This is a genomic window from Streptomyces sp. NPDC057474 (genome assembly GCF_042802555.1).
Classification (GTDB): domain Bacteria; phylum Actinomycetota; class Actinomycetes; order Streptomycetales; family Streptomycetaceae; genus Streptomyces.
Map to the genome: position 1 here is coordinate 1 of NZ_JBHVDX010000422.1, position 3,916 is coordinate 3,916.

Consider the following 3,916-nt stretch of genomic DNA (forward strand, 5'->3'; position numbering starts at 1 on the left):
CGGTGGGCTTCCCCGGGGCCGCGGGGCCACAGCTCGAGGCGGCCGTACAGCTCGCCGCCGGTGTGGTGGCGCTCGGGGCGGCGTCGGTCGGCAACCTGCTGCGGCTGCGCGGGCTGCCGCCGGTGGTGCTCTCGGCGGTCCAGCTCGCGGAGGCGACGCCCGGGCTGCGCGAGGGCATCGCCCGGCGGGTCGGTGAGAGGGCCGCGGAGCGGGGCTGGGCCGCGGCGAACCTCCTGGTGACGACGTTGACGTTCCGCCCGCTCGGTGCCCTGGTGAGCGTCGTGCTGGCCGGCGGCCGGTACACGGAGGCGCAGGCCCGCCACAGTGCGTGGGAGGAGTGGGCGCACCGGCTGGCCGCGCACGAGGGGACGTACCGCCATGACGCGGTACCGGCTCACAAGCGGCCCGCCCCGCTGCCCTCGGGACCGGGCGAACGGTACGCCAACCTGGCGGTCCCGGCGTCCCTCGCGGCGTACGGGCTGACCGCCCTGGGCACGCTCAGCCATGACCGGGGTCTGGCACTGCTGACCGCCGGGACACCGAGGGGCCCGCGGTTCGGCAAGGAGGCGTTCGCCTGCTCGGTGGCACGGACCGCCTCCGACCGGGGAGCGCTGGTGCTGCGGCCGGAGGCGTTGCGCCGGCTCGACCGGATCGACACCGTCGTCCTCGACGCCCGGGTGCTGGCCACCGGCGGGTGGACGGTCGAGCACGTGGTGCGCCTGACGCCGCTCGGCGGGGCGGGTGAGACGGCTGACACGGACCGGACGGCCGAGGCGCATGAGACGGCCGGCACGGGCAGGGCGAGTGAGACCGGCCAGACAGCAGACACGGGCCAGACCGCCGAGGCACACAGGACGGCTGACGCAGGCCGGACGGCCGAGGCGGCGGACGGCCCGGACGACGACGAGATCCACGCGCGGATCCACGAGCTGATCGAGTCGGACCGGCCGCAGCGGGGGCGGGCCGGACGGGGCCGCGGACCCGTGCCGCCGCCACGGCGGGCGGGCTGGGAGTTGCGGCCGTTCACCGGCACGGACCCCGGGCCCGGCGGCGCCGGGGTGCCCGAGGAGACGGCGGCGCAGACCGCGCGGTGGGCCGGGGAGGGGGCGCGGGTCCTGCTCGTCGTCAGGGACGGGACACCGGTCGCCGTGGCCGGTCTGGTCCCCCAACTGCACGCGCTGGCACACCACTTGGTGCGGGCGGCGGGTGAGTGCGGCCAGGTGCGGCTGGTCGGCGGACCGCCCGGCCTGCACCACAGGTTCGGACTGCCCGAGCCGCTGCCCACCGGGCACGACCGCACGGCCGCGCTGGTCCGCTCCCTCCAGGCGGAGGGCCATGGCGTCGCGGTGGTGTCGGCGCGCACCCGACGCGCGCTGGCCCGGGCCGATCTGGGCATCGGAGTGATCACCGGTCCGCGTCATGTGCCGTGGGACGCGGATGTCGCCGCCCGGCCCGACGTCGTCCATATGCTGCTGACGGCCCTGCCGGAGGCCCGGCGGATCGGCGTGCTGTGCACCCGTATGGAGGGCGCCGGCGCCCTCACGGGCGGGGCTCTCGGCCTCTTCGTCCCGCGTCCGGGGGCCTGGGCGCGGGTCCGTCTGGTGGCCGACGCGGTGACGGTCGCGGGGATGACGGTCGGCTTCTGGGCAGGCCGGCGGCTGCGCGCCCGGCCGGCTCCGGCGGTCATCGAGCGTACGCCGTGGCACTCCATGACGGTGCGTCAGGTGATGGCGCGTCTGGGTACCTCCTCCCGGGGGCTGGACGAGGCGGAGGCCGCCCGGCGCAGGGAGTCCGAGGGTCGTGACCGGCACGACGGTGCCGTCACCCTCGTCGGCAGGATCGCGGAGGAGCTGGCCAATCCCCTCACTCCCGTCCTGGCGATCGGCGGCGGCATCTCGGCGGCACTCGGCTCCGTACTGGACGCCGTGCTCATCGGCGGGGTCCTGGGGGTGGACGCGCTGGTGGGCGGGGTGCAGCAACAGCGGGCCGACCAGGTGGCGCGGCGACTGGTCGAGGCGACCTCGGTACGGGTGAGCGTGCGCCGCGCCGGCCGGGAGGAGACGGTGGAGTCGGCCGCCGAACTCCTGGTGCCCGGCGATGTGGTCGAGCTGCGGGCCGGTGACGCGGTCCCGGCCGACTGCAGGGTGGTGCGGGCGACGGGTCTGGAGGCCGACGAGTCCAGCCTGACGGGCGAATCGGAGCCGGTCGTGAAGACCGCCGGGCCCAGCGCCGCCCGGGCCGTCGCCGACCGTACCTCCATGCTCCACCAGGGCACGACCGTGGCGGCCGGCGAAGCGCTCGCCGTGGTCGTCGCCACCGGCAGTGCCACCGAGGTCGGCAGCGCGGCCGGGACGGACCCCGGGGAAGGACCGCCGGAGAGCGGTGTGGAGCGGCGGCTGAAGGCCCTCGGCCGGTGGTTCCTGCCGCTGTCGGTCGCCTCCGGCGTCGCGCTCTTCGCCGTGGACCTGCTGCGCAGACGACCCCTGGGCGCGGCCCTGGGGTCCGCGGTCAGCCTGTGCGTCGCCGCCGTGCCCGAGGGGCTGCCCTTCGTGGCCACGGTCGCGGAGCTGGCGGCGGCCCGTCGGCTGTCCGCTCGTGACACCCTCGTCCGCAGCGCCCCCACCATCGAGGCGCTCGGGCGTACCGATGTGCTGTGCTTCGACAAGACCGGCACGCTCACCGAAGGCCGGATCAGCCTCCAGCAGGTGTCGGACGGGCTGGAGCTGGGCTCGCTGGAACAGGGTGCGCCGGACCGGCTCGGCCCGGCGCTGCGCCGGATCGTCGCCACCGCCGCCCTGGCCGGTCCGACGGGCCCGGCCGCTTCGCTCGCCCACCCCACCGACCGGGCCATCGCGGCCGGGGCCGAGCTGCTCGATGCCGCCCCCACCCGGGCGGCCGGGCTCGCCTCCGAGACCTGGGACCGGGTGACGGAGCTGCCGTTCGAGCCCGGGCGCGGCTTCCACGCCGTGCTGGGGCGCTCCGGCGGCCGGGCACGGATCGTCGTCAAGGGCGCGCCGGAGGTCGTCCTGGCCCGCTGCGACCGTGTCCGGCGCGACGGCGGCAGCGAGCCCTTCGACGACCGGGCACGGGAGGCGATCGAGGCGGAGACCGATCGGCTGGCCCGTCAGGGCCTACGGGTCCTGGCGGTCGCGGAGCACGTGCTGCCGTCGGACGCGCCGCAGGACGACGGCGAACTCGCCGAGCTCGCGGACCTCAGCGACGAGAACCTCGACGGCCTGTGCCTGCTGGGCCTGCTGGGACTCGCGGACCCGGTACGGGCCACCGCGGCCGAGAGCGTGCGGCGGCTGGCCACGGCCGGGGTGCGCATCGTCATGGTCACCGGGGACCATCCGAGCACCGCCGCCGCGATCGCCAGGGAGCTGCGGCCGGACGAGGAACCGCGTCTGATGACCGGCACGGAACTGGACGCCCTCGACGACGCCGCGCTCGCCGGCACGCTGCCGGACATCACGGTGTTCGCCCGGGTCACCCCGGCGCACAAGGTCCGTATCGTCACCGCGCTGCGCGCGGCAGGCCGGACCGTCGCCGTCACCGGTGACGGCGCCAACGACGCGCCCGCCATCCGGATCGCCGACGTCGGCATCGCCCTCGGCTCCCGGGCGACCCCGGCGGCCCGCTCGGCCGCCGACGTGGTGGTCACCGACGACCGCATCGAGACCATCGTGGACGCGATCGTCGAGGGCCGGTCCATGTGGGCCTCGGTGCGCAAGGCGCTGGGCATCCTGCTGGGCGGCAATCTCGGGGAGATCACCTTCACCCTGGCGACCAGTCTGTTCACCGGGCGCAGCGCGCTCAACGCGCGTCAGCTCCTCCTGGTCAACCTGCTCACGGACATGCTGCCGGCCATGGCCATCGCCGCCCGGCCGTCGGCCGCCCGCCCCGACAAGCTCCTCGC

The 3,916-nt window shown here is 76.3% G+C and carries 1 protein-coding gene; it reads left to right on the top strand.

Going from position 1 to position 3,916, the window contains the following annotated elements:
- Positions 1 to 3,916: cation-translocating P-type ATPase (locus ACFU53_RS47100; protein ID WP_384006543.1), on the top strand; the 3,916-nt coding region annotated here is incomplete at both ends.